Raw genomic sequence first — 26950 nt, forward strand, 5'->3', positions numbered from 1 at the left:
ATAAAGTGAGGCGTATGCAATGGCGAAAAATTATTATGATGTATTAGGTGTCAGTAAAACAGCGACAGCAGATGATATAAAAAAAGCATTTCGAAAGCTGTCAAAACAATATCATCCCGATATTAATAAAGCGGCAGATGCAAATGAAAAATTTAAAGAAATCAATGAAGCGTACGAAACATTAAGTGACCCGAAAAAACGTCAAGACTATGATAGGTTGCAAGACTCGCCATTTGGGCGTGGGGGTTATACAGGTGGTGGTAGTCGCACATATACTGGCGGCTCTCCGTTCGGGGATGCAACAGCAGACGATTTCGGTGGTTTTGGCGGTTTTGGTGACTTTAGTGATATTTTCAGCGATTTCTTTGGTGGTGCTGGCGGTGGCTTTTCACAGCAAGCAACGCGCCCAAGAAAAGGTGACGACATTGAATACCGCGTAACGCTGGACTTTTTAGAAGCGGCACTTGGCAAAACGATGTCGTTGACACTTAACGGTAAAACGTTAAGTGTCAACATTCCAGCAGGGATTGACGAAGGGCAAAAGGTGCGCTTAGCTGGCCAAGGACACCCAGGTAATAACGGCGGTCCTGCTGGAGATGTGATTATTAGCTGTCATATTCGTCCGTCTGCTACGTTTAGACGTGACGGTTTAAATATCGAAAGTGATGTGACGATTCGTTTTTCAGAAGCGGCACTTGGAACGAAGGCGACCGTCAAAACATTAACGAGTCAAGTAAGTTTAAATATCCCAGCAGGTACACAAAGCGGAGCAAAACTGCGTCTACGTGGTAAAGGGATTCAAAAGAAAAATGGTGAACAAGGCGATCATTTTGTCGTTGTGCGCGTGAAAACGCCACAACAATTAACAGATAGAGAAAAAGAGCTGTTTGAAGAGTTGTCGCGCCTAGAGAAATAAACATAATGATTGAGGAGTTGAGCGAATCGTGAAATGGACAGAAGTATCAATCCACACGACAAATGAGGCAGTTGAGGCTGTATCAAATATTTTACATGAAGCAGGAGCAAGTGGGGTTGTTATTGAGGACTCAGTAGACTTCGATAAAGAGCGCGCAGACCAATTTGGTGAAATTTATGCACTAAAGCAAGAGGATTTCCCGACAGATGGTGTGATTGTAAAAGCATATTTACCAGAATCAAGCTTTATTGCAGAAACGGTAGAAGGTATCCGTTTATCAATCGAAACGTTAAAAGATTTCAATATTGATATTGGACATAATGTCGTGACGATGTGCGAAGTAAATGAAGAAGATTGGGCAACTGCGTGGAAACAATATTACCACCCTGTGAAAATTTCGAAGCGCTTTACGGTTGTACCAACATGGGAAGATTATCAGCCGGTAGCAACGGATGAATTAATTATTGAGTTAGACCCAGGTATGGCCTTTGGTACAGGGACACATCCAACAACGGTGATGTGTTTACAGGCGCTTGAAAAAGTTGTACAGTCAGAGCAAACAGTTGTCGATGTTGGTACAGGTTCAGGTGTCTTATCAATCGGTGCAGCATTACTTGGCGCTAAAGCGGTACATGCACTTGATTTAGATGAAGTAGCGGTTCGTTCAGCTCGTGAAAATATCGCGTTAAATAAAGTGGACCATATTGTGGAAGTATTCCACGGCAACTTACTAGATACGGTAAAAGAGCCAGCAGATGTGGTTGTTGCGAATATTTTAGCGGAAATTATTATGACATTTACCGATGATGCGTATTCAATCGTCAAAGACGGCGGTGTTTTCGTCACATCGGGTATTATTGGGGCGAAGCGTGATGCGGTGAAAGCAGCGTTACAAGCGTCAGGCTTTACAATTGAAGAAGTTTTAGAGATGGAAGATTGGGTCGCGATTATTGCGCGTAAGCCAGCGTAAGCAATCGGAAATAAACGGCACTAACATAGGTAACGAAAAAGGTGTTCAGCAAATTGGACACCTTTTTTTGTTGAAACGGAGGAATAGAGATGCAACGCTATTTTATTGAGCAAGCTTTTGACGGGAAAAGCGCAACATTGGCAGGCGATAGTGCAAAACATATCGCGAAAGTCATGCGTATGACAGCGGGCGACGAAATTATCGTTGTGAGCAATGGAGAAGCACATATTTGTGTGATTACACATGTTGATACAGCGATTACTGTTGAGCAAACAGGGCGTACAGTACCATCTCCTGAAATGCCGGTGCAAGTAACGATTGCTTGCGGGTTACCAAAAGGTGATAAGCTAGAGTTAATTACACAAAAAGGCACGGAACTTGGTATGTTTTCACTACTGCCATTTAAGGCGGAGCGTTCGATTGTCAAATGGGACGATAAAAAGGGCGAAAAGAAAACGGAGCGCTTGCAAAAAATTGCACTAGAAGCGGCGGAGCAATCGCATCGCACACATGTACCAGTCGTTGAAAATCCAGTGAGCTTTAAAGAGCTTTTGGCAAAAGTGAAGGACTATGATGCGGTGTTTATTGCGGATGAAGAAGATGCGAAATTAGCGGAGCGCACAAAGTTTGCGGAGAAGCTAAAAAACGTGTATGATAAAGAATCGAAATCGATTTTATGTATTTTTGGTCCTGAGGGGGGCATAGCTCGTTCTGAATCAGAGCAGCTAATACAAGCAGGCGCGCAAACGATGTCTTTAGGACCTCGCATTTTACGTGCTGAAACTGCACCGCTTTATGCGCTTGCAGCAATCTCATACGAATTTGAATGAAAGAGGTGTCTAAGCCTTGTCTAAAGTGGCTTTTCACACATTAGGATGTAAAGTAAATCATTATGAAACAGAAGCAATTTGGCAGCTGTTTAAAGAGGATGGCTATGAGCGCACAGATTTTGAGCATCAAGCCGATGTATATGTCATTAACACATGTACAGTAACGAACACTGGAGATAAAAAGTCACGTCAAGTGATTCGTCGTGCTGTTCGTCAAAACCCAGATGCTGTTATTTGTGTAACAGGTTGTTACGCACAAACATCACCAGCAGAAATTATGGCGATTCCTGGCGTTGATATTGTTGTTGGTACACAGGACCGTACAAAATTACTAGGGTTAATAGAACAATATAAAGAAGAGCGTCAACCAATTAATGCGGTACGTAATATTATGAAAAACCGTGTGTATGAAGAGTTAGATGTACCTGCGTTTACAGACCGTACACGCGCGTCACTCAAAATTCAAGAAGGTTGTAACAACTTCTGTACGTTCTGTATTATTCCTTGGGCACGTGGCTTAATGCGCTCTCGTGATCCACAAGAAGTAATTCGCCAAGCACAACAATTAGTTGATGCTGGCTATCTTGAAATTGTCTTAACAGGGATTCACACAGGTGGATATGGTCAAGACTTTAAAGATTACAATTTAGCGCAGTTATTACGTGACTTAGAAGCACAAGTAACAGGGTTAAAGCGTTTGCGTATTTCATCGATTGAAGCATCTCAATTAACGGATGAAGTGATTGAAGTGTTAAAAGAATCAAAAATTGTCGTGAACCATTTACACATCCCGATTCAATCTGGTTCAGATACGGTATTAAAGCGTATGCGTCGTAAATATACGATGGCATTCTTCTCAGAGCGTTTACGCAAACTAGAAGACGCGTTACCAGATTTAGCGGTAACATCGGATGTTATCGTTGGTTTCCCAGGTGAGACTGAAGAAGAGTTTATGGAAACATACAACTTTATTAAAGACCACCAATTCTCAGAATTACATGTATTCCCATTCTCACCACGTACAGGTACACCAGCTGCACGTATGGAAGATATGTTTGTTGATGAAGATGTGAAAAATGAGCGCGTACACCGTTTAATTTCATTAAATGACCAATTAGCGAAGCAATACGCATCTCGCTTTGAAGAAGAAGTGCTAGATGTTATTCCAGAAGAACGCTTTAAAGATAGCGAAGGCAGCAATTTATATGTAGGCTACACAGCGAACTACTTAAAAATTGTCTTTGAAGGCTCAGAAGATATGATTGGTAAACTTGTGAAAGTAAAAATTACAAAAGCAGGTTATCCATACAATGAAGGTCAATTTGTGCGTATGTTAGAAGACGATGTACAAATTGAGCAAGCAATGTAAGGATGTAGGACATCAAAATACGTTGGTGCTTCCGCATATGTAAAGTAGCAACCAAATGCAGAAAAATATCCTTCAGCAACGATAATTGCTGAAGGATATTTTTTTGTCCCAGTCACTTTATTTGATTCCAACTGCTTTTTAGGTAGGACGCTTGTTGTAAAAAAGATGTGCAATGCCTTAGAAAAGTGGGTATAGAGAACATATAAACATAAAAATTACCTCTCAGGTTGTGAATAGGATGCGTAATGACGAAAATAAGTTTGTTTTTTCAGACAGTGGTATAACATATAAAAAAATGGTATGATACATTAGAGGTACGGACAACTAAAATGTAAAGGAAGATTTAAACATGACAAACTATGCAGCAATGATTGACCATACATTATTAAAGCAAGATGCAACGAAAGCTCAAATTGAACAAATTTGTGCAGAAGCAAAAGAATACAAATTTGCATCAGTATGTGTAAATCCTACGTGGATTGAAACAGCAGCAGCATTATTAAACGGTACAGGCGTTGACGTTTGTACAGTAATTGGTTTCCCATTAGGCGCATCAACAACAGCGGTTAAAGCGTTCGAAACGCGTGACGCGATTGAAAAAGGTGCAACGGAAATTGATATGGTTATCAATGTTGGCGAACTAAAAGACGGTAACTTTGACTATGTACACCAAGATATTAAAGCGGTTGTTGACGCTGCTAACGGTACATTAGTAAAAGTAATTATCGAAACATGTTTATTAACAGATGAAGAGAAAGTGAAAGCTTGTGAATTATCAGTAGCAGCAGGCGCGAACTTCGTGAAAACATCTACAGGTTTCTCAACGGGTGGCGCTACACCAGAAGATATCGCATTAATGCGTAAAACTGTAGGTCCAGACTTAGGTGTAAAAGCATCTGGTGGCGTACGTAGTTTAGAAGATATGAAGGCAATGATTGCAAACGGTGCAACACGTATTGGTGCTTCTTCAGGCGTTGCAATTATGAACGGTTTAACGTCAGAATCTAATTATTAATTTTTCACACGATATTGTTGACCTATACAAATGTATGAGTTATAATATTTCAGTACCCCACATTAGAAACGCTAATGTGTGAGTACTGACGTGTGTTCGGAGGGAGGGAAAGAGAGATGTCAAAAACTGTTGTTCGCAAAAACGAATCGCTTGAAGATGCTCTTCGCCGCTTCAAACGTACTGTATCAAAATCAGGTACAATTCAAGAAGTTAGAAAGCGCGAGTTCTACGAAAAACCTAGCGTAAAACGTAAGAAGAAATCAGAAGCTGCACGTAAACGTAAGTGGTAATTTCCTAAAAAATCCCTACGTTCAAACCACGCAATTCTATGATTCACTGAACAGACAAATGAACACAAGGCTAGCAAGCAATTGCTAGCCTTGTTTTTGTTTTGTCTGCTTTTTTGCGTTTTATGTCGCAGTCATTGTCTCCCTTTTCAAAACATAGTACACTTAATTTACTGTTTATTATGAATAGTCGTAATAAAAGAGGTGGAGGAGAGATTGAGATGAGTACAGCGCAACAAGGTTATTTTGGACAATTTGGCGGGAGCTTTGTGCCACCTGCATTACAGCAAGTATTACAGCATTTAGATGATAATTTTCAACGTTTAAAGGATGATGAGGCGTTTCAACAAGAGCTTGCGTATTATCACGAAGAATATATCGGACGCACATCGCCACTATATTTTGCCGAAAACTTAACAAAGCAAGCAGGTGGTGCGAAAATTTATTTGAAACGTGAAGATTTAAACCATACAGGCTCACATAAAATTAATAATGTATTAGGTCAAATTTTACTCGCTAAACATATGGGTGCAAAACGTGTCATTGCCGAAACAGGCGCAGGTCAGCACGGCGTTGCAACGGCAACGGCATGTGCGATGTTTGGCATGGAATGTGTCATTTATATGGGCGCAGAAGATACGAAACGCCAAGCGCTGAATGTTTTCCGTATGGAGTTATTAGGTGCGAAAGTTGTTGCCGTACATAAAGGGCAAGGGCGTTTAAAAGATGCTGTTGACGAAGCATTTGCGGATTTAGTGGAAAACTATGAGCATACATTTTATTTATTAGGTTCAGCAGTAGGACCGCATCCATTTCCATCAATCGTGAAGCATTTCCAACAAGTGATTAGCGTTGAAAGTCGCCAGCAAGTGTTAGCGAAGGAGCAAAAACTACCAACAGCAGTCATTGCGTGTATTGGTGGCGGAAGTAATGCGATTGGGTCGTTTGCAGCGTATTTAGATGACCCGGAAGTGCGTTTAATTGGTGTAGAGCCGTCAGAAGCGGCAACGATGGCACACGGCGTGCCAGCTGAGTTACACGGTTTTAAATGCTATGTGTTACTGGATGAAGACGGCAATCCACAGCCTACGTATTCGATTGCAGCAGGTTTAGATTACCCAGGTGTTGGACCAGAACACAGCTATTTAAAAGAAAATGGTCGCGCGGAATATGTCAATGTTTCGGGACAAGAAGCATTAGAAGCGTTCCAATTATTAAGCCGTGCAGAAGGGATTATTCCAGCACTTGAAAGTTCACATGCCGTTGCTTATGCGATGAAACTCGCGCCAACGTTAGCGCCAGAGGATGTGCTCGTTGTGACAGTTTCAGGACGCGGCGACAAAGATGTCGAGCAAGTGTTTAACATGCTAAAAACACAATAATGTATGCAAAAACTGCATAGAGTGATTCGCAAAACAGTGCTGAGCATGAAAAATGCTCGCGCTGTTTTTGTATTTGCTCGTCTATGTTTTGGAATGCTCGCATATTTATATGCATTTTTTTAAAAGAAATTTATAAAAAGTGAAACTTTCAACGAAATAATACGTAGAAAAGTTATACAATAGAATAAGGAAGGAGGAAGACTATGCGAAACATACGGATTGCTAGTTATTTGTGTGTCCTAATGATGTCTTGCTTGCTCATTGTCCCTTCTTTTACGACAGCGAAAACGCAGGAAGTGGTGTATACCGTTCCGATTCATGATAATGTGGAACGTGGTTTATATGCGTTTTTGGAGCGTTCTTTTGATGAGGCAATGGCGCAGGAAGCTGATTTGATTGTACTCGATGTGCATACACCGGGTGGAGAAGTAGCGGCAGCGGCGGATATTGCGAAGTTGATTGATACAATTCCAATTGATACTGTAGCATACGTCAATACGAAAGCGCATTCAGCGGGTGCATTTATTGCGTTACATGCGGATGAAATTTATATGACACCGGATGGTACGATGGGTGCAGCTGCAGTCATTGATAGCCAAGGAAATGCCGCGTCTCAAAAGGCGAATAGCGCATGGATTGCACAAATGCGTAGCGCTGCAGAGTTACACGGACGCGACCCACAATTTGCGCAAGCGATGGCAGATGTTACGGTAGATTTACCACAATATCGTGCAGGAGAAGGTGCATTACTCACTTTTTCAGCATCTGAAGCGATTGATGAAGGCTATGCGAATGGTATCGCAGAAACAATCGATGAGTTACTGGCTCAAAAAGATTATGAAGGTGCAGAAGTGATCGCGATGGAAACGACATTTGCTGAGGATTTAGCACGTTTTATTACGAATCCAATTATCGTACCCATTTTATTGTCGTTAGCAAGTCTTGGATTGGTACTTGAGCTTTATTCTCCAGGTTTTGGTGTGCCAGGTGCAATTGGTTTATCCGCACTTATTTTATTTTTCTTTGGGCATACAGTGGCTGGCTTTGCCGGTTACGAATCGATTTTATTATTCGTAATTGGTTTCGGTCTCCTCATTGCTGAAATCTTCTTGCCTGGAGGAGTTGTAGGTATAGTAGGTGGAGGGCTTATGATTGCAGGTTTGCTCGGTGCAGGAGCAAGTGTCACTCATATGGCGTATTCTATTTTAGTTGCAATGGTTGTTGCAGCGATTGGAATGGTGGTTGTCATGAAATTCTTTGGTAAAAAACTGCATATGTTAAACAAGCTCGTGTTGCGCGATGCAACAACAACAGAAGAGGGCTATGTGTCCAATGTGAATCGCATTGATTTAATTGGACGTCAAGGCATTACGCAAACGCAATTACGTCCAGCAGGTGTCATGGACATCGAAAAGGAACGACTAGATGTCGTATCGGACGGTCGCTTTATTGAAAAAGGTAAAACTGTCGAAGTAGTAAAAGTAGAAGGTTCTCGTATTGTTGTACGAGAAGTAGATCATGTATAGGAGGGAATCGATGTGGAAATTGCTTCATTAGGATTAATTTTTACAATTGTTGTTGTATTTATTTTATTAGCGATTTTCTTTACGTTCGTACCGGTCGCACTATGGATTAGTGCAATTGCTGCAGGTGTAAAGGTAAGTATTATGACATTAATCGGTATGCGCTTACGTCGTGTAACGCCAAGCCGTATCGTCAATCCATTAATTAAGGCACATAAGGCAGGACTTGATGTGAAAATCAATCACTTAGAGTCTCACTATTTAGCCGGTGGTAACGTAGACCGCGTTGTTAACGCATTAATTGCTGCGCACCGTGCCAATATCGAATTAACGTTTGAACGTGCAGCTGCGATTGACTTAGCAGGGCGTGACGTATTAGAAGCGGTACAAATGTCGGTAAACCCGAAAGTTATCGAAACGCCATTTATCGCCGGTGTTGCAATGAACGGTATTGAAGTAAAAGCAAAAGCGCGTATTACAGTACGTGCAAACTTAGACCGTTTAGTCGGTGGTGCAGGGGAAGAAACAATTGTTGCCCGTGTAGGTGAAGGGATTGTCTCGACGATTGGTTCGGTAGACTCACATGCAAAAGTATTAGAAAATCCAGATATGATTTCACAAACAGTACTTGCAAAAGGTTTAGATTCAGGTACAGCGTTTGAAATCTTATCCATTGATATTGCCGACGTAGATGTTGGTAAAAACATCGGTGCCGAGCTACAAATCGAGCAAGCGCAAGCGGACAAAAACATCGCCCAAGCGAAAGCGGAAGAGCGTCGTGCAATGGCCGTAGCACAAGAGCAAGAGATGATTGCGAAAGTACAAGAGATGAAAGCAAAAGTAGTTGAAGCAGAAGCAGAAGTACCAATGGCGATGGCAGAAGCACTACGTACCGGTAACCTTGGCATTATGGATTATATGAACTACCGTAATGTAGAAGCGGATACATCAATGCGTGATTCAATTGCCAATGTGTCATTAGAAAAAGACGGCAAGTAAGGTATCGCGTAGAAAGGATGTGACCTTTACGTGGAAGGACTGATTATTGCCCTTATTATTGGGATTGTCTCGTCGATTTTAAATGGGAAAAGCAAAAAAGATACGTCGAAAAAACCATCGCCAGTGAAGCCGTTTATGCCACAAAAAAGCATGGACACAACCGTTTCACCAACAATACCACCTGCCACGCCAAGTCGTTCGCAGCGCCCGAAATTGGATGCCCAAATTAAATCGTTAGAAGATTTTACACGGGAAGTATTAGGGCAGTTATCGGCACAACAGCCAAAGGAACAAGCGCGCCCACAAGAGATTGTGGAGGCGGTTGTGGACAAGGTTGAAGAAGCTGTGCCGTATGTGCGTGAAGCAATGACACGAGATGACGAAGTGGTAATGCGTATTGAGCAAACCCAGCCGACGAAGCCGGCGTTTCAAATGGCATCTAGTAAGCAGGAATTACGCCGTGCTATTATTATGGCGGAAGTGTTAGGGAAACCAAAGGCGAAACGTCGTTCATCAATTTAATGAAGTAGACATGTAAACAGTGTCATAAAAAGGCCCTTTAGCAATTCATACTGCTGAAGGGCTTTATGTGTACCTCAAATGTTTTATTGTGCTATACGATTGGCGGGTTCGTATCCATAGCAGATATGATGCATGCTTATTTTTTGATTGTTATGAAAAAGTGGGCGTTTTTTGTGACAGCAACATGTGTGAAAAGGTAAAATAACATTACAAAGTGTAAGAAAGCTATGATAGAGTGAGAATAGATAGACTATTTTGTCACAACATAAGGGAGATTGAATGAATGACAGAAAATATTTCGCCATTATTATTAGATAACCCAGCTGAAGCGGTGATGCTACTTGGGATGTCTGATCAAAACTTAAAGCTGATTGAAGAAGCGTTTCATGTGCATATTATTACACGTGGAGAGACGATTCATCTTGTAGGAGAGGATGAGGCGCGCGAGCAAGTAACGCAGCTTTTAATGGCATTACTGCAAGTTGTGCGTAAAAATATTAATATTGATACGCGCGATGTGGCAACAGCAATTGAAATGACCAATAAAGGAACGATTGAATATTTTGCGGAGTTGTATGATGTTGAAATCGGTCGTACAACAAAGGGTAAGCCGATTCGTGCGAAAACGATGGGACAACGTGCGTATATTAATGCCATTCGTCATAATGATCTTGTATTCGGCATTGGCCCGGCTGGTACCGGCAAAACGTATTTAGCAGTTGTAATGGCTACACAAGCACTGAAAAACGGTCTTGTGAAGCGTATTGTTTTAACGCGTCCAGCAGTAGAGGCTGGGGAGTCATTAGGATTCTTACCAGGGGACTTAAAGGAAAAGGTAGACCCGTATTTACGTCCGCTGTATGACGCATTACACGACATGTACGGAGCAGAACAAACACAACGTTTAATTGAGCGTGGTACGATTGAAATTGCGCCGCTTGCGTATATGCGTGGGCGTACGCTAGATGATGCTTTCGTTATTTTAGATGAAGCACAAAATACGACGCACCATCAGATGAAAATGTTTTTAACACGTCTTGGCTTCGGTTCGAAAATGGTGATTACGGGCGACAAAACACAAATCGACTTACCGCGTAATACTGAAAGTGGCTTAATTGTCGCAGAGCGAACATTGAAGAAAGTACCTGATATTAAATTCCAGTTTTTAGAGCAAGGGGATGTTGTGCGTCACCCACTCGTTGCCAAGGTGATTGAGGCGTACGCAGAAGATGACGCACGATAACAACGTTGACGATAAATACAACGAGTAGCATATAGCGCTCGTAATCTGTTAGAAGCACCCATGGAAAAGCAAACCTTTCATGGGTGCTTCCTTTTTTTGTTTCATCGGCGTAAAAAACGTGAAAAAGAAATTGTACAATAGTGATACGATTTTATGACGACTTGTTGACAAATTTTTGGAGCGAAACGGCAGAAAATGATAATTTTTAAAAAATAGCAACGATACACTGTGAATTTACAAGAAGTTGTTGTTATGATAGTAACGGAGATGTGGAGGTGTAGACGTGCAACGAAAAGTAAAAAAAATTAGCGACTATATTGGCTTTCGTGCATTTTTAGTAGTTGTATTAGCGCTAATTGGCATTGTACAGTTTCTTTTTATGGAAAGCAGTGTACGAGAAGATACATATGAAATTCGTGAATTACAACTAGCAACCGAGACAATTCGTTCACCGAAGACGGTAATTGACGAACAAAAAACCGAGCAAGATCGGGCGCTCGCCGCTGAACAAGTGCAACCTGTCTATACATTAGATGAAAGCATTGCTAAAAATCAGGCAGCACGTGTGGATTCATTTTTTGGTTATATTATTGAAACGATTACAAACAGTGATGATGAAGCAACCGAAGAAGAAAAATTAGTGGCATTACGTGAACGTTTAACGCAAGTTGATGAGGCAAATTTAACGTTTCGTTTTACAGACGAACAGTTAAAGTTATTTTTACGCCAGTCGATTGTTGAGTTGGAATCGTCACGCGCATTATTATCATCAATGGTGACCGAGCTATTATCAGAGCCTATTCGTGAACAGCAAATTGCGTCATATCAAAGTCGCATTGAACAAAATGTACGCGCACAGGCGATGTTCCCAGCAGACATGCTGAATGTATTAGTGGTTATGGCACGTACGGCGATTATTGAAACAGAAGTTTATAATGAAGAAATGACAAAGGCGCGTCGTCAACAGGCGAAAAACTTAGTCGAAGAGACGCGTATTTTACAAGGGCAAGTAATTGTACAAGAAGGGGAGCGCATTACTGCTGAAATGTACCGTCAATTAACATTGCTTGGTTTAACAGAGCATCAATCGAATGTACGTGTTTTTATCGGTGTGATTACGTTAACACTCATTCAATTAATGATTTTATTCGTGATGTTTGGACGTTGGCAAGCGCCAAATGCGAAAAAACAAAATGCTATTGTCATTGTGTTTTTAGTGTACACATTAGCGTTAACGCTTTTGAAAATATTAAGCATATTAGATGACCAATTTACACTGCAACTAGCCTTTTTATTCCCGACTGCGTTAGTAGCAATGTTACTGCGCCTTTTAATTAATGAAAAGGTCGGCTTTATTGTAAGCGTGTTAATCGCTGCATCAGCAGGCTTAATGTTTAACGCGCAATTAGGGGCGATTGTGTATGTGGAAATCGTCTTATATATTTTATTTAGCAGTATCGTATCATTGCTTATTTTACGTGCTACCGAAAAATCATCGCATATTTTACGTGCGTGTATTACGGTCAGTGCGATGAATATCATTTATGTATTCTTTTATTTAGTAATGACACAGTCGAGCTATGGCATGAAGGAGCTTATTTTTTATGCGACAGCAGCGATTGTTTCGGGTGTAGGTTCAGGTGCATTAACGATTGGGCTATTACCATTCTTTGAATCCGCATTTGGTATTTTATCAACGATGCGTTTAATTGAATTATCAAATCCGAATCACCCGTTACTTAAGAAAATTTTAACGGAAGCACCGGGCACCTATCATCATAGTCTCATGGTGGCGAATTTAGCGGATGCTGCTTGTGAAGCAATTGGTGCCGACGGTTTACTTGCTCGTGTCGGCTGTTATTACCATGATATTGGTAAAACACAGCGCCCGAATTATTTTATTGAAAATCAAATGGGAAAAAATCCACATGATGACTTGCCACCAGACGAAAGTGCTCGTATTATTATTGAGCATACTACTTATGGTGCGGAGCTATTAGCAGAACATAAAATGCCAAAAGAGATTATTGATATTGCGTTACAGCATCATGGAACGAGTGAATTAAAGTTTTTTGTCTATAAAGCCAAAGAATTGGGAATAGATGTAGCAGATGCACAATTCCGTTATCCAGGGCCGAAGCCTCAGACGAAAGAAGCGGCGGTAATTAGCATTGCGGATAGCGTCGAAGCAGCTGTGCGTTCAATGAAAGAGCCGACACCTGAGAAAATTCGTGACCTTGTTCAGTCGATTATTCGTGATCGCTTAACAGACCATCAATTTGATGAATGTGATATTTCATTAAAAGAATTGAAAATGATGACCGAAGTGTTTTGTGAAACATTAAATGGTATTTTTCATTCGCGTATTGAATATCCAAAAGGATGAAAGTAGGGACAACTATGTTACACATTGACTTTTTAGATGAAACAAATGACGTACAAGAAGCACATATTGCGCTTGTATCATCATTATTACAACATGCCGCAACGATCGAACAAGTAGAAGACGGTACAGAAGTATCGGTAACGTTTGTGACGAATGATGCGATTCAAGAAATTAATCGTGATTACCGTGATAAAGACCAGCCGACAGATGTAATTTCATTTGCAATGGAAGAGCTAGGGGACGGCGAAATGGAAGTCGTGATTGAAGGCATGCCACGTATGTTAGGGGACATTATTATTTCAACAGACCGTACACGTGAGCAGGCGGCAGATTTTGGGCATTCATTTGAACGTGAGCTTGGTTTTTTAGCAGTACATGGCTTTTTACATTTACTTGGTTATGACCATATGAATGAAGCGGATGAAAAGAAAATGTTCGGCAAACAAGATGAAATTTTAGAGTCATACGGTTTAGGTCGAGACCGCAATGAACGCGCGTAAATTTTTTCGCTCATTTCGCTATGCGTTTGCCGGAATCAAAGAAGCGATGCGAGAACAAAATTTTATATTTCACATAGTAGCAACAGTTAGTGTGATACTAGCGGGATTTTATAAAGGGCTGACGATTACGCAGTGGTGCATACTGTTACTTGTAATCGGTGGAATGCTTTGTTTAGAAATGGTCAACAGTGCGCTTGAGCGCGTTGTTGACCTTGCTTCACCTTCTTTGCATCCATTGGCAAAGGCAGCGAAAGATTTAGCGGCAGGAGCAGTGCTTCTTTTTGCGCTTGTAAGTGTTATAATAGGCGTACTGATTTTTTTTGTCGCATAAAAAAGACCACATGTTAAAGGAGACGTCAGCATGAATAAACTAGAATTAATGGAACAATCAAAGGTCGCTCGCCAAAATGCGTACGTACCATATTCAAAATTTCCAGTAGGTGCGGCCTTACTTGCAAAAGATGGTACAGTATTTGAAGGCTGTAACATCGAAAATGCGAGCTTCGGTTTAACGAACTGTGCAGAGCGTACAGCTATTTTTAAAGCGGTGTCGCAAGGCGTAAAAGAGTTTGAAGCAATCGCAATCGTAGCGGATACAGAAGGACCATGTTCACCATGTGGCGCATGTCGTCAAGTAATCGCAGAATTTTGTGCACCAACAATGCCAGTATATTTAACAAATTTAAAAGGTGATGTGTTAGAAACGACTGTTGAAGCGTTACTACCAGGTGCCTTTACACCGGAGGATTTACAATAATGTTAGAACAAAAACAAGGCTATAAATCAGGGTTTATTTCAATTATCGGTCGCCCAAATGTTGGGAAATCGACGTTTTTAAACCGTGTAATTGGGCAAAAAATTGCCATTATGTCTGATAAGCCACAAACGACACGTAATAAAGTACAAGGCGTATTAACAAACACAGACAGCCAAATGATTTTCATTGATACACCAGGTATTCATAAACCAAAACATAAGCTTGGCGAATTTATGCTGAAAACAGCGAAAAATACGTTACGTGAAGTCGATTTAATTATGTTTATGGTCAATGCTGAGCAAGTGCTTGGTAAAGGTGACGAGTTCATTATGGAGCTATTAGAAGGCACAAAAACGCCGGTATTTTTAGTCATTAATAAAATTGACCAAGTGCATCCAGATGCGCTAAGTGGCATTATTGAAGGCTATAAAGAGCGTTTCGACTTTGCTGAGATTGTGCCGATTTCTGCACTACAAGGCAATAATGTCGAAAACTTATTAGCAACGATTGAATCGTATTTACCAGAAGGTCCTCAGTACTACCCTGCTGACCAAGTAACGGACCATCCAGAACGCTTTATCATTTCGGAATTAGTTCGTGAAAAGGTACTGCACTTAACACGCGAAGAAATTCCACATTCAATTGCTGTTGTTATTGATAAAATTAAGCCGGACGATGAAAAGGAAAATATGATTCGTGTACAGGCGACCATTATGGTGGAGCGTGATTCACAAAAAGGGATTGTTATCGGTAAACGCGGCGCATTATTAAAAGAAATTGGTACACGCGCGCGTAAAGATATCGAAATGCTACTTGGCTCAAAAGTATACTTAGAGCTATGGGTAAAAGTACAAAAAGACTGGCGCAATAAATCAACGCAATTACGCGATTTCGGATTCCGTGAAGACGAGTATTAATATGGTATAATAAGAAGGGGATGTCCTAGTGAATATATGGACATGCCCTTTCTTTCTGAAATTTATGCGAGAGGATGTGCGTGCCTTTGCTTCACAAATGGGAAGGCATTGTCATAAAAACAAGAGATTACGGTGAATCCAATAAAATTGTCACATTAATGACGCGAGAAGCGGGCAAAGTTGCAGTGATGGCACGTGGTGCAAAAAAGACAAAAAGTCGTTTAGCATCGGTCACACAGCCCTTTACAGTCGGCAGTTATATGGTGATGCATACATCGGGGATGGGGACGCTACAACAAGGCGAGTATTTGCATACACTACGTCATATACGTGAAGATATTGTCGCAACGGCATATGCTAGTTTTATTGTAGAGCTAGTCGAGCGTGTTGTGGAAGAAGGGTCACCACAGCCATATGCGTATGAAGTATTGCTGCAAGCATTGCAAGCGATAGAAGAAGAATACGACCCGGAAGCGATTAGCTTATTTGTTGAGTGGAAGATGTTACCGTTTATCGGTGTGCAACCAATTTTACATCAATGTGCAGGATGTGGGGCAACGGATGGTGAATTCGCGTTTTCATTTTCACAAGGTGGATTTTTATGCCATCGCTGCTTTTCATTAGATCCTTATATTATTCGCTTAACGCCAACACAGCTTAAATTAATTCGCATGTTTTATCAATTGCCAATTGAACAAGTAGGGAAATTGACGCTCAAGAAGGAAACGAAATATTTCATCCGTAAAATTGTGTCAACAATCTATGAGGAACAGGGTGGTTTGCGATTAAAAACACGTAACTTTATTGAGCAATTAGAACGAACACCACAATTGCATAGAACAAAAACAGCGACAGATGAGGAGAAACGATGATGTTTCTCCTTTTTTTATGTGGAATTACCCCTTTTTGTGTGGAAGGTTGAAATAGATGGACTTTCGGTTGATAATGAAAAAAATAAAAGTTCGAAAATCCTATCTTTTTGAAAAGTTAGGACAAATGACTTTTTATTTAAAAGCTATTCAACTAAAGGAGAGTATAACAATGAAAAAATGGTTAGCCATACCGCTCGCCGCAGCGTTACTAATAGCACCGACACAAACAGAAGCAAAAGTAGATATTTCATCGATTAGTGCAACAAACTCACACTATGAGGGTATTCATTATTTTAATCAGCTAAATGTATTTGATTATATGGGCAATAAATTTTACGCAGCCGCAAATGCCAAACGTGCAGAGGTTGCACAAGTACTGTATATGCTGTACCGTGACGAACTAAAGCCAGTACGTGCGTATAAAGGGTTTAGCGATGTACCAGGAAATCACGCGATGTATAATGCCATTAAGTGGTCGTATGAGGTAGGTATTTTTGATGGCTCGAACGGTCAATATAGCCCGAATGCCAATATTCGTCGTGACCAGTTAGCGAAGGTGCTCGTGAATGCCTTTGATTTAACGTTAAATAAAAATAATGCTTTAACATTCCGTGATGTCCCTGCGACAGATGGCTATTATGATGTTGTACGTATTTTAGCGTCACATCGCATTACAGTCGGTGACAATGGCTACTATAAGCCGAAGCAAAATGTCACAAACAGTCAGCTTTCGACCTTTGTGTATCGTTTATATAAAGCATCACAAGGAACATCAGCATCAACGGCAACCGCAACAACGTATGATACAGAGTACACATTTGATTGGACTGTCCAAACAGCAGGCGCAAATTTACGTTTACGTGGTGTTGACGGAGCGAAAAATGTTGCGAGTTATACCGCGGCAAAAGGCGATAGTATCGGGGATATTGTAGTCGGTACATCAACAAAGGCACATGTCGATAAGCGTTACACAAAGAAAGTAACATCTATTCTAAAAGGCAATGTGAACTATAAATTACCCGCATCGTCAGAATATGCAGTTGTCGATGTAGATGGACAATATATGTATTTCTTTTATGATGTGCACGCAGGAAATAAAGTGCGCGCTATTTATACGGTGAATAAAGCGTATGAGCAAGCAAAAGCAGGTTTTTATGGCAAGCCAACAGCGGATACATTGCGTGATTACGACGCGATTATGTATATGCTTGTGAACCAAACGCGTCAAGCACAAGGACTAGCAGCGCTTCAAATTTCAAGTGGCAATGAAGCCGTTGCCCAAAATCATAGTAAAGATATGGCAACGAATAAGTTCTTCAGCCATACAAATAAAAAAGGTGAAAGTCCACTACAGCGCTATAACCGAAGCGGCACAGGTAGCTTTAAAGCAGTCGGTGAAAATATCGCAATGGGACAGTTTAATGCGATTTTTGCGTTTGAAAGCTTGCATAACTCAAAAGGGCATCGTGATAATATGCTGAACAAAATATGGACGCACATGGCAATAGGTTCAGCAGTAAATAGCCAAACGCAACCGTATTATACACAGCTATTTTTCCGTTAAATGCGAAATAAAGTATTGAATATTCGAATAATTTAACGTATACTTTGGACATATATTGAAGCTGTGAAAAAGAGTAGTAGCAATTGTTTGGCACTTCAGAGAGCTAGCGGCTGGTGAGAGCTAGTGTGACGCATTGTGAATGGACTTTTGAGCTCCTTAGCGGATAATGCTAAGGCGGAGTAGCGGACGTTACATGCGCTAGTAGAGGATTACAATTTGTAATCAATAAAGGTGGCACCACGGTCTCTCGTCCTTTTTGTGACGAGGGGCCTTTTTTGTGTGGTACAAGACGAGTAGAGATGAGTAGAGAAAGAGGGAGAGCTTATGACAGTAAAGACGAGAGCCTATGTGACGAAGCAATTAGCAGGTGACACATTAACACCGATTTCATTATATAGCGCGTTAGAAGGCAAGCACAAAATGTTATTTGAATCATCAGCAAAGCATGAGGAAAGTGGACGCTATTCATTTATTGCGCTAAACCCAGTTGCAGAATTAGTCGGTACAGGAAATCAGTGTACATTTACAAAAGGCGAGGTAACAGAACAAGTCGATGAAAATGCAATTACGTATTTACGTACCGTGATGCCAACCGTTGATGAAGCTTTACCGTTTAGCTTTTTCGGTGGTGTAATTGGACATTTTGGCTATGATACCGCCTTTTATTTTGAACAGATTGGCGATGCGTTACCAGACCCGCTTGATATGCCGGATGTACACGCCTATTTTTACGATACATTTATTATATTTGACCATTTGCAACAACATGTCACACTGGCATCGATTGATATTTTCGGCGAATCGACACATGAGCAGCTAACACAAAATGTTGCTGTGATGGAGCAACATATTTATGCAGGGAAAGTATTTACAGAAGAAGAAGCGGCGACTGTGCATTTTGAGCCAACTGTACGAAAAGCGCGCTTTATTGAAATGGTAGAAACAGCAAAGGAACATATTCGTAACGGCGATATTTTCCAAGTGGTACTGTCACAGCGCTTTACATCGGCGTTTAGCGGCAATCCATTTTCACTATACCGCAAATTACGAACATCGAATGCATCGCCGTATATGTTTTATATGGACTTTGACGATTATACGATTTTAGGGACATCTCCTGAAAGTTTAATTAAAGTAAAGGATGGCTTTGTGACGACAAATCCGATTGCCGGTACGAAACCTCGCGGGAAAACAAAAGCGGAGGATGAAGCGCTTGCGAAAAGCTTATTAGCTGACGACAAGGAAATTGCCGAGCACCGCATGCTTGTCGATTTAGGGCGAAATGATATCGGGAAAATTTCTGAAATTGGTTCGGTGCATGTTGGTAAGTATATGACGATTGAATACTATAAACATGTGATGCATATTGTGTCTGAAGTAACAGGGAAACTGCGCCGTGATTATACCGCGATTGATGCGTTAATTTCAGCATTACCTGCAGGCACGGTATCAGGTGCGCCGAAAATTCGTGCGATGCAAATTATTAATGAGCAAGAAGACGTAAAGCGCGGTGTGTATGCCGGAGCAGTTGGTTATATTTCACTGAGCGGTGATATGGATTTAGCACTTGCAATTCGCACGATGGTTGTCAAGGACGGCAAAGCACATGTGCAAGCCGGAGCAGGCATTGTGTATGATTCTATACCAGAAAGCGAATATGAAGAAACATTAAATAAAGCAAAAGCATTGCTGGAGGTGCGCGCATGATTTTACTCATTGATAATTATGATTCATTTACGTATAACTTATACCAACAAGTAAGTGCTCTTTATAACGATGTACGTGTTGTGCGTAACGATGCGCTCACAATTGACGAAATTGATGCACTGCAGCCAACAGCGATTATTTTATCACCAGGACCAGGACATCCACGTGATGCTGGGCGTACCGTTGAGATTATTCAAAAGCTCCATACGAAATACCCGATTTTAGGTATTTGCTTAGGGCATCAAGCAATTGGCGAAGCATTTGGGGCATCTGTTATTCGCGCTGAACATATTATGCACGGGAAAATGTCATATATTACGCATGGTGGGCAGGATTTATTTGAAGGGCTAGCAGCGGAAGTGGAAGTAATGCGTTATCATTCACTAATTATTGCACCTGAGACGTTACCAACGCAATTACACGTTCAAGCGAAAACAACGGATGACGGTGAAATTATGGCGATTCGCCATGAACAATATCCATTATTTGGTTTGCAGTTCCATCCTGAATCGATTGGCACAGCAACAGGCGCGAAAATGGTTGAGAATTTCTTAACGCAAGTGACAAACTATTATCGTAGTGTAGAAAAAGTTTAAGAGCAACCCCCTTTTTATTACTAATACAGTTTTGAAACAGCAAAAAGATGAAAAAAAGCAATGCGATGAAGACCAAAAGAATAATCATAAAAAAATCGCATCCTATACAGAAGCCATATGTGCTCACCAAAGAAACAGTTTAGAGAACCATTTCTAAACTGTTTCTTTTCATTATAGCTGTTGCTTTAGCACATGTTTCATTTAATGAAATACAATTTTATAGTACAGTTATAAAACATAAAAATACTCGTTTTTGTTTTATATTTTATCGAAAATGCGTATTATTTATGCTTTAGGCGTTGATTTTATGCAATTTAGTGATTACAATGGACATATCAAAGGGGAAAATAGGTGGTGAATATCGTGGATGAAATAACATTTCAAAAAAATTACACGATGCAATCCGTACATAAAGTAGGGGTTATTTTACGAGCCTTTAGCGATGAAGAACCACGTTTGACATTGACGAAATTGCATAAAAAAACGGGCATTGGTATTTCAAGCTTGCAAAGGTTTTTATCCACACTTGTATATGAAGGGTTTTTGCATCGAGATGAGCAAACAAAGCAGTATGAACTTGGTTTATCCGTACTATTTCTAGGCAGATTAGTTGATAAACAGTCAAGTATTTTGAAGCATGTGAAGCCTATTTTAAAGGAGCTTAACCAATTTTCAGGGGAAAGTGTGAGCTACAATATTATTGACGGCTATGAGAGACGCTGTGTCCTTAGTTATGAAAGTGTATACTTAAATAGCCGGAAAAGCTCGGTTGGTAACACAGCACCGCTTTATATGGGCGCAACGTCAAAAAGTATTTTAGCATTTTTACACGATGAAGAATTAGAGCTTTATTTAGCACAAGTGGAAATTGAGCCACGTACAGAACAAACGGTACGAACAGTGGCGCAATTACGTGAACAACTAGTGGATGTACGCAAAAATGGCTACGCCGTGAGCTATGGTGAACGCGTCAATCATACATGTTCAATTAGTGTGCCGATTATATTAGTAGAGCGCCCAATTGGTTCCATTACAATGGCGATTCCAAAAGAGCGCTTTGACCAGTACGATTTGGATAAATTAGCGAAGCATTTACGCATCGCTGCCGAAAAGATTGAGCAAAAGATTCAATAGTGGTTGTAGATGGAAGTAGAATGTAAACCAACGCAACGAAGATTTTATAATAAAAATTGGCTACGCCGTCGTGACAAGAAGAGCGGACTTCTAGCGGACCAGTACGAGTGGAAAATTGTATGCTTATCTCTGTATGCAAAGAATTACTTGTTCGCAGGAAACGACGACGAAAATAGAAAAGTGGTAGAAGAAATGACGTCATTTCTTCTACCACTTTTTTGTCTTAGTATCAGCGTCTACGCTATACCGATAATAATTGTTGTTTATGCAATAAAGTATTAATTTTTTGGAAGGCGTGTCCAATTTGTAATGTAAAGCAATCAGGACAAGAGGTTTTAATCATTTGTAAAAATTGCCGTACAATATGTAATTGTATCGGTGATAATTGCTGTAAAACGTCACAATGTTTACATTTTCCGTGCGCATTTGTTGAAAAGTCTTGCATAAAATCGACGAACGTAATATTGCGAAAGCTTGGGTCTTCTAAGCTTTTAACCATGCGCATCGCAAACGATAAATGCTCATGCTGGAACGCTTGTTGGACAGAGCGACTAAATGCCGCTACTGAAGGTGTCAGTAATTGCATTGATAGGTCTCTCCTTTATTTTAAAATGCATGTATTATCATATACCCTTTTTCCAAAATAATAAACGTAGTGCTTTTTACAAATATTTTACATGTTCTTTAAATGAATCATATACATGTTCGTTACACTGACAAAAGATGATTAGAGGAGGCTATGTACAAATGAAAAAGGGTATTTGGGCATTTGGTGTTATGACGGCATTAACAACAACTTGGGGGGCAACACAAACAGAGGCTATGATGTTAGTAGAACAAGAAAGATACAACTCAGGTGTACAAAATGAAGATGGTGGTACGACGGAAATTGTGTCGTACAATACACATAACGACATGATTTATGTTGTGAATGGTACAACGAAAAAGGTAGAAGCGTTGCAACGTGGTGCGATGGATAAGCCGGTATTATCGATTGATTTAGCACAGGCGTTACGCGATGTGAAACCAGACTTTACATACGGTGATTTATCGAGTGTGAGTGTATCCCCAACAACGAATATGATTGCGGTTGCTGTACAAGCAGCAAGCTATGATGAAGCTGGCTTAGCGGTGATTTTAGATGCAGAAGGTAATATTTTACACGCAATTGAAGCGGGTATTCAACCTGATAATATTACATTTACACCAGACGGTACAAAAATTTTAGTGGCAAATGAAGGCGAACCGCGTGAAGGCTATGACGCACCTGCAGTTGACCCACAAGGTACAATTACAGTTATCGACGTAACGAATGATATGACGGCACAGCATTTAACATTCGAAGCATTCGATACGGAAACGGCGCGTCAACAATTAGCAGATGCAGGTGTCATTATGAAAGAACATACAGCACCTTCTGTTGATTTAGAGCCAGAATACATTGCTGTTGCAGAGACAAGCGATGTTGCATATGTGGCATTACAAGAAAATAATGCGGTCGCAACGATTGACTTAAAAGCTGGCAAAATTATTGATGTCAAAGGGCTTGGTGAAAAAGATCATTCACAGCCGGAGAATGCACTTGATATTCACAAAGACGATGTTATTAACATTGCACCAGCACCGTATAAAGGGTTATATATGCCAGACGGGATGGCTGTTTACACAGTTGCGGGGAAAAACTATATCGTGACAGCAAATGAAGGCGATGCACGTGAATGGGGTACACATATTAATGAGCGAGAAATCGAAATTGATGGCAACGAAATTGTGTTTTTTGACCCGACAGAATATGACGGTGTGAATAAAGAAGCGCAATATATTTTTGGCGGACGTTCATTCTCGATTTTTGATGCAGCGACAATGGAATTAGTATTTGATAGCGGCAGCGACTTTGAACGTATTACAGCGCAACGTTTCCCACAACATTTCAATGCCAATAACACAAATGTTAAGCTTGATAATCGCAGTGGCAAAAAAGGGCCGGAACCAGAAGATGTGAAACTTGGCGAAGTGAACGGCAAAATTTATGCCTTTATCGGACTAGAGCGTATTGGTGGGGTCATGATGTATGATATTACAACACCAGCGCAAAGTAAGTTTGTTGATTATATTAGTACACGTGATGTAAGTGAGGATATAGCAGGTGATGTATCACCAGAAGGCTTAGCATTTATTGGTGGGGATAAGCCGACACTTGTTGTCGGACATGAGGTGAGTGGTACGGTAACAACATTTGCAATTACCGATAAACCAGCAATGCCAGCACCGACATTTACAGATATCAGCAATAACTGGGCGAAAGCATCGATTGAGCGTGTGTACGAGGCAGGCTTAATGAAAGGCGTATCATCCGCGAAGTTTGCGCCGCAACAAGTGATGACACGCGCACAAGTCGCTGTAACATTACAGCGCTATACGAAAGGCATGGTTACACAGACGCCTGAAGTGAAGGATATTCCTGATAATGCGCATTATGCGTCTGCTGTACAATGGGCACTTTATACGCGTGTACTAACAGCAACGAATGAGCAAGTACAGCCAGGAAAAGCGATTACACGTGCAGATTTTGCGGTTGCTTTATATGAAGTGTTACAAATGCAAGGCAAGCGATTTACAAATGAAGCGGCAAGTTATACGGATATCGAAGCCGTAACCCTGCAACAACGCACAGCGATTGCGGCATTACAACAAGCGGGCATTATGCAAGGCAATGGCGATACATTCCGTCCGAACGGCACAATGACGCGCGCGCACGTAGCGACGGTGTTAGCGCGTTTAATTGAAAAATAGTGCTGGAAAAATTCCATCTATTTATGGTATGCTGAAGTGTATGCGAAATCCGCATAAAAGGCTATCAGTGATATCCTGCAAATATACATGATAGGTGGAAGACAGAAATGGAATACCAAGTACTATTATATTATCATTACACAAAAATCGAAGACCCAGAAGCATTTGCAGCAAAGCATTTAGCGGACTGTAAAGAAATCGGCTTATTAGGGCGAATTTTAGTTGCGCACGAAGGGATTAACGGTACAGTATCGGGCACAATTGAACAAACAGAAAAATACGCAGAAATGATGCAAAACGATCCTGTATTTGAAGGAATTGTTTTCAAAATTGACTCAGCGGAGCACCACGCATTCAAAAAGATGCACGTGCGCCCACGTCCAGAGCTTGTAAACTTAAGCTTAGAAAACGATATTAACCCACATGAAATTACAGGTGATTATTTATCACCGGCTGAATTTATGGAAGAAATGCAAAAAGAAGATACAATCATTTTAGATGTGCGTAATAACTATGAGTATGAAGTAGGTCACTTCCGTGGCGCAATTATGCCAGATGTTGAAACTTTCCGTGACACGCCGCAATGGGTGCTTGAAAATAAGCATTTATTTGAAGGTAAACGCGTTTTAACATATTGTACAGGTGGTATTCGCTGTGAAAAATTCTCAGGCTGGTTAAAGCGTGAAGGTATCGGTGAATCTGTCGGACAATTACACGGCGGTGTGGCGACATATGCCAAAGATGAAGAAACAAAAGGTCAATTATGGGACGGTCAAATGTACGTTTTTGATGAGCGTTTAACAGTGCCGATTAACCAAGTTGAACATGTAATCGTTGGTAAGGACCACTTTGATGGTACACCTTGTGAGCGTTGCATGAACTGTTCGAACCCACAATGTAATAAAAAGATTATTGCCTCTGAGGAAAACGAACATAAACATTTAGGTGGCTGTACGATTGAATGTACATTAAGCCCAAATAACCGTTATGTAGCAAAGCATGGTTTAACACAAGAAGAAGTGGCAGAACGTGTAGCGGCATTACAACAAGAATACGCACAAGTGTAATAAAAAAGCGAGCAGTGAAGAGGAACATTACCTTTTCACTGCTCGTTTTTATTGACGCAATAACAAAAGAGCATGTGTATAATTTGTGTAGAGCAAGAAAACACCCTTTCGAAAATTTTCGAAAGGGTGTTTGTGCTTACGTAAATAATCGTGGATTAAAATTGTAAGTGAGACTCGATATACGCTTTTACGTCTGCGATTGGCATACGTACTTGCTCCATTGAATCGCGGTGACGTACTGTTACTTGACCGTCTTCTTTAGAATCGAAATCGTATGTGATACAGAATGGTGTACCGATTTCGTCTTGACGACGGTAACGTTTACCGATTGATTGAGACTCATCGAAGTCTACTGGGAATGATTTGCGTAGGTCAGCCCATACGTCACCAGCTTCTTCTGATAATTTTTTTGATAATGGTAATACAGCTGCTTTAAATGGTGCTAAAGCAGGGTGGAAGCGTAATACTGTACGTACATCGCCGCCTTCTAGCTCTTCTTCATCAAATGCATCGCAAAGGAAGGCAAGTGTTACACGGTCAGCACCTAAAGATGGCTCGATGCAGTATGGCACGTAACGCTCGTTTGTCGTTTGGTCGATGTATGTGAAGTCTTCACCAGAATGCTCCATATGTTGTTTTAAGTCGAAGTCTGTACGGTCAGCGATACCCCAAAGCTCGCCCCAACCGAATGGGAAGCGGAATTCGATATCTGTTGTTGCGTTAGAGTAGTGTGATAACTCATCGTCTTCGTGGTCACGTAAACGCATAGACTCTTCTTTCATGCCTAAGTTTAATAACCAGTTTTTACAAAATTCTTTCCAATATGCATGCCACTCAAGGTCTTCACCTGGTTTACAGAAGAATTCAAGTTCCATTTGTTCGAATTCACGTGTACGGAATGTGAAGTTACCTGGTGTAATTTCGTTACGGAATGATTTACCAACTTGCGCAATACCAAATGGCATCTTTTTACGCATTGAGCGTTGTACGTTTTTAAAGTTTACAAAGATCCCTTGTGCTGTTTCAGGACGTAAGAAAATTTCGTTTGTAGAAGATTCTGTTACACCTTGGAATGTTTTGAACATTAAGTTGAATTGACGAATATCTGTCCAGTCAGCTTTGTCACACTCTGGGCATGTTACTGATAGCTCTTCCATTTTTGCTTTCATTTGGTCGAATGTCATACCGTCAACGATAATTTCTTCGCCCGTTTGTGCAAGGTTTGCATCTTCAATTAATTTGTCAGCACGGTGACGCGCTTTACATGCTTTACAGTCGATCATTGGGTCGTTGAAGTTACCAACATGACCTGATGCAACCCATGCTTTTGGATTCATTAAAATAGCAGCGTCTAAACCTACGTTGTGCTCAGACTCCTGTACGAATTTTTGCCACCATGCTTTTTTTACGTTGTTTTTAAGTTCAACACCTAGTGGACCGTAATCCCATGTGTTAGCTAAACCACCATAAATTTCAGAACCTGGGAAGACGAAACCACGTTGTTTTGCGATTGATACGATTGTTTCCATTGTTTTTGCCATGAAAATGACCTCCTCTAAAATTGTGTGAAAAAACTGAAAAGCACCCGTCTCTGGGCACTT

24 protein-coding genes, 2 pseudogenes and 1 other annotated feature are annotated in these 26950 nt (G+C 40.8%); of the genes and pseudogenes, 24 read left to right on the forward strand and 2 right to left on the reverse strand.

Annotated elements, in window-relative coordinates; translation table 11 throughout:
- Window positions 1–19 precede the first annotated feature (19 nt).
- The 22 genes and pseudogenes from A6M13_RS16685 to A6M13_RS01445 form a co-directional block, all read left to right on the forward strand.
- A pseudogene (locus tag A6M13_RS16685) lies at window positions 20–433 on the forward strand (DnaJ domain-containing protein); the annotation flags it as partial.
- A gap of 3 nt (window positions 434–436) precedes the next feature.
- Window positions 437–916: pseudogene (locus A6M13_RS16690) on the forward strand (J domain-containing protein); the annotation flags it as partial.
- Window positions 917–944: 28 nt separating this feature from the next.
- Entirely contained in the window at window positions 945–1886 is a 942-nt protein-coding gene (gene prmA / locus A6M13_RS01350; protein ID WP_066542312.1) for a 50S ribosomal protein L11 methyltransferase, read from the forward strand.
- Between the two features lie 89 nt (window positions 1887–1975).
- Window positions 1976–2716 carry a 16S rRNA (uracil(1498)-N(3))-methyltransferase gene (locus tag A6M13_RS01355; protein ID WP_066542313.1) on the forward strand — a complete coding sequence of 247 codons (741 nt, stop codon included), beginning with the start codon at window positions 1976–1978 and terminating at the stop codon, window positions 2714–2716.
- A gap of 16 nt (window positions 2717–2732) precedes the next feature.
- Complete coding sequence (gene mtaB, locus A6M13_RS01360; RefSeq protein WP_066542314.1) at window positions 2733–4085, forward strand: tRNA (N(6)-L-threonylcarbamoyladenosine(37)-C(2))-methylthiotransferase MtaB; 1353 nt, start codon at window positions 2733–2735, stop codon at window positions 4083–4085.
- A gap of 349 nt (window positions 4086–4434) precedes the next feature.
- Window positions 4435–5100 (forward strand): deoxyribose-phosphate aldolase, encoded by a 666-nt coding sequence (gene deoC, locus A6M13_RS01365; RefSeq protein ID WP_066542315.1) that lies wholly within the window; start codon window positions 4435–4437, stop codon window positions 5098–5100.
- 116 nt (window positions 5101–5216) lie between these two features.
- A complete protein-coding gene (rpsU, locus tag A6M13_RS01370) occupies window positions 5217–5390 on the forward strand; it encodes a 30S ribosomal protein S21 (RefSeq protein ID WP_004227078.1) in 174 nt (57 codons plus the stop codon).
- A gap of 218 nt (window positions 5391–5608) precedes the next feature.
- Window positions 5609–6769: a tryptophan synthase subunit beta gene (gene trpB, locus A6M13_RS01375; protein ID WP_066542316.1), complete on the forward strand. Its 1161-nt coding sequence runs from the start codon at window positions 5609–5611 to the stop codon at window positions 6767–6769.
- A gap of 203 nt (window positions 6770–6972) precedes the next feature.
- Complete coding sequence (locus A6M13_RS01380; RefSeq protein WP_066542317.1) at window positions 6973–8295, forward strand: NfeD family protein; 1323 nt, start codon at window positions 6973–6975, stop codon at window positions 8293–8295.
- 12 nt (window positions 8296–8307) lie between these two features.
- The gene (gene floA, locus A6M13_RS01385) at window positions 8308–9291 is read left to right on the forward strand and encodes a flotillin-like protein FloA (protein ID WP_169817406.1); all 984 of its coding nucleotides are present in this window, start codon (window positions 8308–8310) and stop codon (window positions 9289–9291) included.
- A 30-nt stretch (window positions 9292–9321) separates the two neighbouring features.
- Window positions 9322–9813: a hypothetical protein gene (locus tag A6M13_RS01390; RefSeq protein ID WP_066542319.1), complete on the forward strand. Its 492-nt coding sequence runs from the start codon at window positions 9322–9324 to the stop codon at window positions 9811–9813.
- Between the two features lie 283 nt (window positions 9814–10096).
- Window positions 10097–11056 carry a PhoH family protein gene (locus A6M13_RS01395; RefSeq protein WP_066542320.1) on the forward strand — a complete coding sequence of 320 codons (960 nt, stop codon included), beginning with the start codon at window positions 10097–10099 and terminating at the stop codon, window positions 11054–11056.
- A 283-nt stretch (window positions 11057–11339) separates the two neighbouring features.
- Window positions 11340–13442, forward strand: a complete 2103-nt coding sequence (locus A6M13_RS01400; protein WP_066542321.1) for an HD family phosphohydrolase — start codon at window positions 11340–11342, stop codon at window positions 13440–13442.
- Between the two features lie 14 nt (window positions 13443–13456).
- A complete protein-coding gene (gene ybeY / locus A6M13_RS01405) occupies window positions 13457–13942 on the forward strand; it encodes an rRNA maturation RNase YbeY (protein ID WP_066542322.1) in 486 nt (161 codons plus the stop codon).
- On the forward strand, window positions 13929–14273 hold the full coding sequence (locus A6M13_RS01410; RefSeq protein WP_066542323.1) for a diacylglycerol kinase family protein: 345 nt from the start codon (window positions 13929–13931) through the stop codon (window positions 14271–14273). Before ybeY ends, A6M13_RS01410 begins: the two co-directional genes overlap by 14 nt.
- A 30-nt stretch (window positions 14274–14303) precedes the next feature.
- The gene (locus tag A6M13_RS01415) at window positions 14304–14699 is read left to right on the forward strand and encodes a cytidine deaminase (RefSeq protein WP_066542324.1); all 396 of its coding nucleotides are present in this window, start codon (window positions 14304–14306) and stop codon (window positions 14697–14699) included.
- Window positions 14699–15616, forward strand: a complete 918-nt coding sequence (gene era / locus A6M13_RS01420) for a GTPase Era (protein ID WP_066542325.1) — start codon at window positions 14699–14701, stop codon at window positions 15614–15616. The genes A6M13_RS01415 and era overlap by 1 nt, the downstream gene beginning before the upstream one ends.
- A gap of 86 nt (window positions 15617–15702) precedes the next feature.
- Window positions 15703–16488 (forward strand): DNA repair protein RecO, encoded by a 786-nt coding sequence (recO, locus tag A6M13_RS01425; RefSeq protein WP_066542326.1) that lies wholly within the window; start codon window positions 15703–15705, stop codon window positions 16486–16488.
- 169 nt (window positions 16489–16657) lie between these two features.
- A complete protein-coding gene (locus A6M13_RS01430) occupies window positions 16658–18052 on the forward strand; it encodes a CAP domain-containing protein (protein ID WP_066542327.1) in 1395 nt (464 codons plus the stop codon).
- A 54-nt stretch (window positions 18053–18106) separates the two neighbouring features.
- Window positions 18107–18310: a binding site (T-box leader), on the forward strand.
- Window positions 18311–18376: 66 nt separating this feature from the next.
- A complete protein-coding gene (trpE, locus tag A6M13_RS01435) occupies window positions 18377–19759 on the forward strand; it encodes an anthranilate synthase component I (protein WP_066542328.1) in 1383 nt (460 codons plus the stop codon).
- On the forward strand, window positions 19756–20355 hold the full coding sequence (locus A6M13_RS01440; RefSeq protein WP_066542329.1) for an anthranilate synthase component II: 600 nt from the start codon (window positions 19756–19758) through the stop codon (window positions 20353–20355). Before trpE ends, A6M13_RS01440 begins: the two co-directional genes overlap by 4 nt.
- Before the next feature lie 363 nt (window positions 20356–20718).
- A complete protein-coding gene (locus A6M13_RS01445) occupies window positions 20719–21489 on the forward strand; it encodes an IclR family transcriptional regulator (RefSeq protein WP_066542330.1) in 771 nt (256 codons plus the stop codon).
- Window positions 21490–21730: 241 nt separating this feature from the next.
- On the opposite strand, the gene A6M13_RS01450 is transcribed toward A6M13_RS01445, so the two are convergent.
- A complete protein-coding gene (locus tag A6M13_RS01450) occupies window positions 21731–22075 on the reverse strand; it encodes a P-loop NTPase family protein (RefSeq protein WP_066542331.1) in 345 nt (114 codons plus the stop codon).
- Between the two features lie 161 nt (window positions 22076–22236).
- Here A6M13_RS01450 and A6M13_RS01455 point away from each other — a divergent pair, with 161 nt between their 5' ends.
- Both A6M13_RS01455 and trhO read left to right on the forward strand, forming a co-directional pair.
- The gene (locus A6M13_RS01455) at window positions 22237–24282 is read left to right on the forward strand and encodes a choice-of-anchor I family protein (RefSeq protein WP_066542332.1); all 2046 of its coding nucleotides are present in this window, start codon (window positions 22237–22239) and stop codon (window positions 24280–24282) included.
- Window positions 24283–24389: 107 nt separating this feature from the next.
- Complete coding sequence (trhO, locus tag A6M13_RS01460; protein ID WP_066542333.1) at window positions 24390–25349, forward strand: oxygen-dependent tRNA uridine(34) hydroxylase TrhO; 960 nt, start codon at window positions 24390–24392, stop codon at window positions 25347–25349.
- Between the two features lie 155 nt (window positions 25350–25504).
- On the opposite strand, the gene A6M13_RS01465 is transcribed toward trhO, so the two are convergent.
- On the reverse strand, window positions 25505–26890 hold the full coding sequence (locus A6M13_RS01465) for a glycine--tRNA ligase (RefSeq protein WP_066542334.1): 1386 nt from the start codon (window positions 26888–26890) through the stop codon (window positions 25505–25507).
- Window positions 26891–26950 lie beyond the last annotated feature (60 nt).

Origin of the sequence: Caryophanon tenue (assembly GCF_001700315.1) — a bacterium.
Taxonomy (GTDB): Bacteria; Bacillota; Bacilli; order Bacillales_A; family Planococcaceae; genus Caryophanon; species Caryophanon tenue.

Coding starts and splice junctions, on each gene's coding strand:
- rpsU (WP_004227078.1), top strand. CDS start 5,217: ATGTCAAAAACTGTTGTTCGCAAAAACGAATCGCTTGAAGATGCTCTT.
- deoC (WP_066542315.1), top strand. CDS start 4,435: ATGACAAACTATGCAGCAATGATTGACCATACATTATTAAAGCAAGAT.
- A6M13_RS01450 (WP_066542331.1), bottom strand. CDS start 22,075: ATGCAATTACTGACACCTTCAGTAGCGGCATTTAGTCGCTCTGTCCAA.
- A6M13_RS01430 (WP_066542327.1), top strand. CDS start 16,658: ATGAAAAAATGGTTAGCCATACCGCTCGCCGCAGCGTTACTAATAGCA.
- A6M13_RS01465 (WP_066542334.1), bottom strand. CDS start 26,890: ATGGCAAAAACAATGGAAACAATCGTATCAATCGCAAAACAACGTGGT.
- A6M13_RS01380 (WP_066542317.1), top strand. CDS start 6,973: ATGCGAAACATACGGATTGCTAGTTATTTGTGTGTCCTAATGATGTCT.
- A6M13_RS01415 (WP_066542324.1), top strand. CDS start 14,304: ATGAATAAACTAGAATTAATGGAACAATCAAAGGTCGCTCGCCAAAAT.
- trpE (WP_066542328.1), top strand. CDS start 18,377: ATGACAGTAAAGACGAGAGCCTATGTGACGAAGCAATTAGCAGGTGAC.
- A6M13_RS01440 (WP_066542329.1), top strand. CDS start 19,756: ATGATTTTACTCATTGATAATTATGATTCATTTACGTATAACTTATAC.
- A6M13_RS01355 (WP_066542313.1), top strand. CDS start 1,976: ATGCAACGCTATTTTATTGAGCAAGCTTTTGACGGGAAAAGCGCAACA.
- ybeY (WP_066542322.1), top strand. CDS start 13,457: ATGTTACACATTGACTTTTTAGATGAAACAAATGACGTACAAGAAGCA.
- A6M13_RS01410 (WP_066542323.1), top strand. CDS start 13,929: ATGAACGCGCGTAAATTTTTTCGCTCATTTCGCTATGCGTTTGCCGGA.
- trhO (WP_066542333.1), top strand. CDS start 24,390: ATGGAATACCAAGTACTATTATATTATCATTACACAAAAATCGAAGAC.
- era (WP_066542325.1), top strand. CDS start 14,699: ATGTTAGAACAAAAACAAGGCTATAAATCAGGGTTTATTTCAATTATC.
- A6M13_RS01455 (WP_066542332.1), top strand. CDS start 22,237: ATGAAAAAGGGTATTTGGGCATTTGGTGTTATGACGGCATTAACAACA.
- trpB (WP_066542316.1), top strand. CDS start 5,609: ATGAGTACAGCGCAACAAGGTTATTTTGGACAATTTGGCGGGAGCTTT.
- A6M13_RS01395 (WP_066542320.1), top strand. CDS start 10,097: ATGACAGAAAATATTTCGCCATTATTATTAGATAACCCAGCTGAAGCG.